We start from the raw sequence: 4,759 nt of genomic DNA, 5'->3' as shown, positions 1-4,759 counted from the left end.
CCCGCCGATCAGCAGGATCAGCGGGCCACTCACCGCGCCGCCCACGCCGGGGATCGGGATGAAGGCCGGCAGGATCGCCACGAACAGGAACACACCGAACGCGCTCTGCTGCAGGTCCTGCAGGATGTTGCCCAGCAGCAGCCGCTCTTCCGGGTCGCCGTGGTCGAACATCGCCAGCAACGTGCGGATGCCTTCGTTGCGGTACGCCGGCCGCCCCGCGTCCGGCGGCGTTGGATCAGCCGGTGAGTTCATCGGTCTCTTCTTCGGACAGCGTGCGCAGCAGCAGCTTGTCCACCCGCGCACCGTCCAGGTCGACGATCTCGATGCGCCAGCCGGCCCAGTCGAAATACTCGCCCGCGTGCGGAATGCGCCCGAAGAAGTGGATGCACATGCCGGCCAGCGTGTAGTAGTCGCCGTCTTCGGCATCGGGCAGTTCGGCATTGCCCATCAGTTCGCGCAGGTCTTCGATCGACAGCGAACCGTCCACCAGGTAGGAGCCGTCCTCGCGGGTCACCACCAGGGCGTCCTCGTCCACGTTCTCCACCGACTGCAGGCGGCCAACGACCGCGCCCATCAGGTCGCTGATGGTGACCAGGCCCTGGATCTCGCCGTATTCGTCCACCACCAGCGCCATCGACTGCTGTTCCTCGCGGAAGATCTCCAGCAGCTTCATCGCATGGGTGGATTCGGACACATACAGCGGCTCGCGCAGCTGCTGGAACAGCGAATGGTCATCGCGCACCAGGCGCGTCACCAGGCTTTTCACTTCCAGCACGCCCACGATGTCCTGGTCGTTGTCCCGGTACACCGGGTACCGCGAGAACTCGTTCTCGCGCATCGTGGCGATGTTCTTCTCCGGGTCGGCCACGGTGTCCAGCCAGGCGATCCGGTTGCGCGGGGTCATCAGGCTGTCGGCGGTGCGGTCGCCCAGGCGCATCACCCGGTTCATCATGTCGCGCTCGTGCGCGTCGATGACGCCGGCCTCGTGGCTTTCGGCCACCAGCATGCGGATCTCTTCTTCCGTCACCGATGCGGCCTCGTCCTTGCCCAGACCCAGCACCCGCAGCACCAGCCGGGTGCTGTGTGACAGCAGCCACACCGCCGGGAAGGCGATCCGCGACAGCCAGCCCATCGGCCAGGCGACCAGCCCGGCGATGTCCTCCGAGCGGGTGATCGCCAGCCGCTTGGGCACCAGTTCGCCGAAGATCAGCGTCAGGAAGGTGATCAGCGCCACGGCCAGTGCCTTGCCTACTTCACTGGCATAGGCAAAGGCGGGGAAAACGCTGTGCAGCCACTCGGCGATGGCCAGGCCGATCGCCTCGCCGCCGAACACACCGGTCAGGATGCCGATCAGGGTGATCCCGATCTGCACCGTGGACAGGAAGCTTTCGGGCTTTTCAGACAGTTCCAGCGCGCGTGCGGCGCGCTTGCTGGTGCCGGCCATCTGCTTGAGGCGGCTCTTGCGCGAGGTCATGACCGACATCTCGGACATGGCGAAGAAGCCGTTGAGCAGGATCAGGGCCAGGACAATAATCAGTTCAAACACGGGCGTCGTCCCCGGTTGGTGGCAGGGAGGGCGTGTTCAAGCGATGGCGGCTACCGTAGGGCGCGTGAGCGCGGCGGTGCGGCGGGGGGTAAGGGTCGTCGTCCATAGAGTGCGCCCGAAGGCGCCCGCGCATCTTAACAAAAGGCCGGGGCAGGGAAGCAAACAGAGTCGTTCAGCCAGGCCCTTGGCGGCGTGAAGACAGGGGGGAGTACCCGGAATGGACATCAAACCGTCATAATTCCGCCCGGTGCCGTCCTTCCTCGACGGCGAATAGGTTTCTCAATGTTCTCTCTGCAGACCATTTTCGGCTCCGGCAAACAGTTCTACACCCTGCTGGACGAGGCTGCCCAGGCCGCCCAGGACAGCGCCAAGGCGCTGCACGCCATGCTGCGCGATTCGGACCGCCAGCCGGCGCTGGACGCCTTCAAGCTGGCCCGCCTGCGCGAACGTGCCGCCTCGGACAAGATCAGCCAGGCCCTGGTGGACAGCTTCATGACCCCGATCGAGCGCGAGGACATCGAAGCGCTGGGCTCGGCCCTGTACAAGATTCCCAAACAGGTCGAGAAGTTCGCCGACCGCTACTCGCTGGCCACCGCCCACCTGGAGCACATCGATTTCGCGCCGCGCGCGGCGATGCTCGAGCAGGCCGCCAGCGTGGTGGTGGAGATGGTCAACGACCTGCGCCACATGAACCTGGACCGGATGACCGCGCTCAACGAGAAGCTGCGCTCGCTGGAGAATGAAGCCGACCGCCTGATGCTCGAGCTGTACCGCGACATCTACTCCGGCCGCCTGGACAACCTGCAGATGTTCCTGCTCAAGGAGTTCTTCGAGATCCTGGAAAAAGCCATCGACCGTTGCCGCGAGGCCGGTGTGGTGGCGTACCAGATCGTGCTGAAGAACAGCTGACGGACGCCACAGCATGCTGACCCTTGTTCTGGTGGTGATCCTGGCCGCGCTCGTCTTCGAGTTCATCAACGGCTTCCACGATACCGCCAACTCCATCGCCACCGTGGTGGCGACCAAAGTGCTCTCGCCCGGTTGGGCGGTGATGCTCGCGGCCTTCATGAACCTCATCGGCGCCCTGACCGGCACCGCCGTGGCGCTGACCATCGCCTCGGGCCTGCTCAACACCAACGTGGTCGATGTGACCCCGCAGGTGATCCTGTGCGCGCTGCTGGGCGGCATCATCTGGAACCTGATCACCTGGTGGAAGGGCCTGCCCTCGTCGTCCTCGCACGCCCTGATCGGCGGCCTGTGCGGCGCCGGCTTGGCCGCGGCCCACAACAACTGGGACGCGTTGATCTGGTCCGAGCGGATCGGCACCTGGGCCCAGAACAAGGGCCTGCTGTGGAAGGTGTTCCTGCCGATGATCACCTCGCCGGTGGCCGGCTTCCTGCTGGGCATCGTGGTGATGCTGCTGCTCTGGGCGATCATCGCCGGCATGGCCAAGGCCGGTGGTTGGCTCGGGCGCCTGGCGCGTCCGCGCATCGTCAATGCGTTCTTCGGCAAGGCCCAGATCGTGTCGGCGGCCTACATGGGCTTCGCCCACGGCCACAACGACGCGCAGAAGACCATGGGCATCATCGCCATGACCCTGATCGGCGCCGAAGCGACCGGTGCGCTGAACGACCTGCCGTCGTGGCTGGCCTTCATGCATCCGCAGGCCAGTGCCGGTGACGGCATCGCCATGTGGATCGTGTTGACCTGCGCGGTGGTGATGGCCGCCGGTACGGCGTCGGGTGGCTGGAAGATCATCAAGACCCTGGGTCACAAGATGGTCAAGCTGCACCCGATCCACGGCTTCGCCGCCGAGACCAGCTCGGCCACGATCCTGACCCTGGCGGCGCATTTCGGCATGCCGGTCTCGACCACGCACAGCATCTCCACCGCGATCATGGGCGTGGGCTACGCCAAGAACCCGCGTTCGCTGCGCTTTGGCGTGATCGAGCGCATCGTCTGGGCCTGGATCCTCACGATCCCGGCGGCGGGCGGCTGCGCGTACCTGATCCTGCGCCTGTTCGAACTGTTCGGCTGGGCGTAAGCCTCCCGGTAGAGCCGGGCTCTGCCCGGCTGCCAAGCTTCCCGGCTGCCCGGCTGCCCGGCTGCCACGAAAAACCCGCCCAAAAGGCGGGTTTTTCAATAGGACGCAGGCAGGGTCGCGCCCGCCCGCCCGCGCAGCGCAGCGGTCAGGCGCTACGGTCCCGTGCCAGCAGCCCGTACAACGCCGAGTCGGACAGCTCTCCGCCCACGCACCAGCGCTCGCGCAGCAGCCCTTCGCGCTGGAACCCGATCCGCTCCAGCACGCGGGCCGAGGGCACGTTGCGCGGGTCGATCTCGGCTTCCAGCCGGCGCAGGCCACGGTCGTCCAGCAGGTGGTCGATGAAGCACTGCAGCGCTTCGCGCATGTAGCCCTTGCCCTGTGCATCCGGCGCCAGGTGGTAGCCGATCTCGGCGCGACGTGACTCGGCATCGATCGCAAACACCACGCAGATGCCGAGCAACGGTGCGTCGGCGTGTTCGCGGATGCCCAGCTTGAGCTGGGTGCCGGCGCGCATCGCCGTCAGGTCGTCCAGGATCTGCGCGTAGGCCTGTTTGATGTCGGTCCAGGCGGGGTGGTTCCAGTAGCGCATCACCGCCGGGTCGGACTGGATGGCGAACAGGGCCGCACCGTCGGCGGCGCGGATCGGGCTCAGTACCAGGCGCGCGCTGTTGAGCTGCAGGGTCGGGTCGAAATACATGGGAACACTCGATCAGGTGGAAGGGCGGGCCGCGCCGGGCAGCGCCATGTGCAGCAAGGGATACGGCTGACCCTGGCCATCCAGCGGCGAGCGCCCGGTGACCACGAAGCCCTGGTGCTGGTAGAAGCCGACCGCCTGCGGGTTCTGTTCGTTGACGTCCAGTGCGGTGGCACCGAGCGTCTGGATGGCATGGCGCAGCAGGTGTTTGCCGATGCCACCGCCGCGCCGCTGCGGGTGGATGAACAGCATTTCAATCCGCCCTTCGGCAACCCCGACGAATCCGTCTATCCCGCCGTGCGCATCGCCATGCACATGCAGGTCCACCGCCGCCAGGTAGACCTCGCGGATCAGCGGTCGCAGCGTCTGGATGGCGTGTTCGGGCAGGAAGTCGTGCGTGGCCCGCACCGACGCTTCCCACAGGTCGGTGATGGCGTCGTAGTCGGCGGGCAGGGCGGCGCGGATACCGGTCATC

6 protein-coding genes are annotated in these 4,759 nt (G+C 66.4%); 2 read left to right on the top strand and 4 right to left on the bottom strand.

All coding sequences use genetic code 11. The annotated features are described in order from the left end of the window. On the bottom strand, positions 1-252 hold a 252-nt coding region (locus tag DBR34_RS22590), incomplete at its 3' end, for an exopolysaccharide biosynthesis protein (RefSeq protein WP_258223799.1). Then, positions 236-1,546 carry a hemolysin family protein gene (locus tag DBR34_RS10115; protein ID WP_128096694.1) on the bottom strand — a complete coding sequence of 437 codons (1,311 nt, stop codon included), beginning with the start codon at positions 1,544-1,546 and terminating at the stop codon, positions 236-238. The genes DBR34_RS22590 and DBR34_RS10115, both read right to left, overlap by 17 nt. A 282-nt stretch (positions 1,547-1,828) precedes the next feature. Between DBR34_RS10115 and DBR34_RS10110 the strand changes: the two genes are divergently transcribed. Next, positions 1,829-2,455, top strand: coding sequence for a DUF47 family protein (locus DBR34_RS10110; protein WP_038689176.1), 627 nt, complete (start codon positions 1,829-1,831; stop codon positions 2,453-2,455). Between the two features lie 13 nt (positions 2,456-2,468). Beyond that, positions 2,469-3,590 (top strand): inorganic phosphate transporter, encoded by a 1,122-nt coding sequence (locus DBR34_RS10105; RefSeq protein WP_038689173.1) that lies wholly within the window; start codon positions 2,469-2,471, stop codon positions 3,588-3,590. A gap of 145 nt (positions 3,591-3,735) precedes the next feature. On the opposite strand, the gene DBR34_RS10100 is transcribed toward DBR34_RS10105, so the two are convergent. Continuing rightward, positions 3,736-4,287, bottom strand: a complete 552-nt coding sequence (locus DBR34_RS10100; RefSeq protein ID WP_128096693.1) for a GNAT family protein — start codon at positions 4,285-4,287, stop codon at positions 3,736-3,738. 12 nt (positions 4,288-4,299) lie between these two features. Next, positions 4,300-4,759, bottom strand: a 460-nt coding sequence (locus DBR34_RS10095; protein ID WP_128096692.1) for a GNAT family N-acetyltransferase, incomplete at its 5' end; no start/stop codon positions are given.

It is taken from the genome of Stenotrophomonas sp. HMWF003, assembly GCF_003061285.1.
Lineage (GTDB): Bacteria > Pseudomonadota > Gammaproteobacteria > Xanthomonadales > Xanthomonadaceae > Stenotrophomonas > Stenotrophomonas maltophilia_AP.
The sequence above is the reverse complement of the archived record's forward strand: the minus strand, read 5'-3'. Positions and strand labels throughout refer to the sequence as shown.

Bases quoted from the DNA above. Each gene is read 5' to 3' on its own strand.
- DBR34_RS10110 (WP_038689176.1), top strand. From the start codon at position 1,829: ATGTTCTCTCTGCAGACCATTTTCGGCTCCGGCAAACAGTTCTACACC.
- DBR34_RS10105 (WP_038689173.1), top strand. From the start codon at position 2,469: ATGCTGACCCTTGTTCTGGTGGTGATCCTGGCCGCGCTCGTCTTCGAG.
- DBR34_RS10100 (WP_128096693.1), bottom strand. From the start codon at position 4,287: ATGTATTTCGACCCGACCCTGCAGCTCAACAGCGCGCGCCTGGTACTG.